Raw genomic sequence first — 457 nt, 5'->3', positions numbered from 1 at the left:
ACCCGACCCGCCCCCACCTCCGCCACCGACACCCACGCCGACACCCACCTCGCCGCCTACGCCCTCGGAGCCGGAGAAGGGTTCGTCCTCGGTGTGGCCACCCCGCGCCGCGAACCGGGCGACCACACCATCGCCTCCGTCGCCTCCGTGCTGCTCTCCCTGCTCACCGGTGAGCATCAGAGCGGGGCCGGTGCGGCCCGGTCCTCCGCGCTCGTGCGGCTGTTGCTCGGTTCGGCGCCGGAGGAGGTGGCGCCGCTCGTGGGCGAGGGGCGGTGGATCGTCGTGCACGCGCGGCCGGAGGGGCAGGCGCCGGACGCCGTGGCCGCCTCCGCGCTGGGGGCGGCGCTGGGGTCGCCGCTGGTCGACCTCGGCCGGGACGTCGTACGGGTGCTGGTGCCCGCCGAGCGGGAGCCGGTCCCGCAGCCGGGCTGGACGCTCGGGGTCAGTGCGGCCGCCG

General features: G+C 77.9%; 1 pseudogene. It reads left to right on the top strand.

Annotation, left to right across the window (positions count from 1 at the left end):
- Positions 1-457, top strand: a pseudogene (locus BEK98_RS45865) (PucR family transcriptional regulator); the annotation flags it as partial.

It is taken from the genome of Streptomyces diastatochromogenes, assembly GCF_002242805.1.
Lineage (GTDB): Bacteria > Actinomycetota > Actinomycetes > Streptomycetales > Streptomycetaceae > Streptomyces > Streptomyces diastatochromogenes.
Note: the sequence above shows the minus strand (reverse complement) of the source record. Positions and strands in the feature narration are given on the sequence as shown.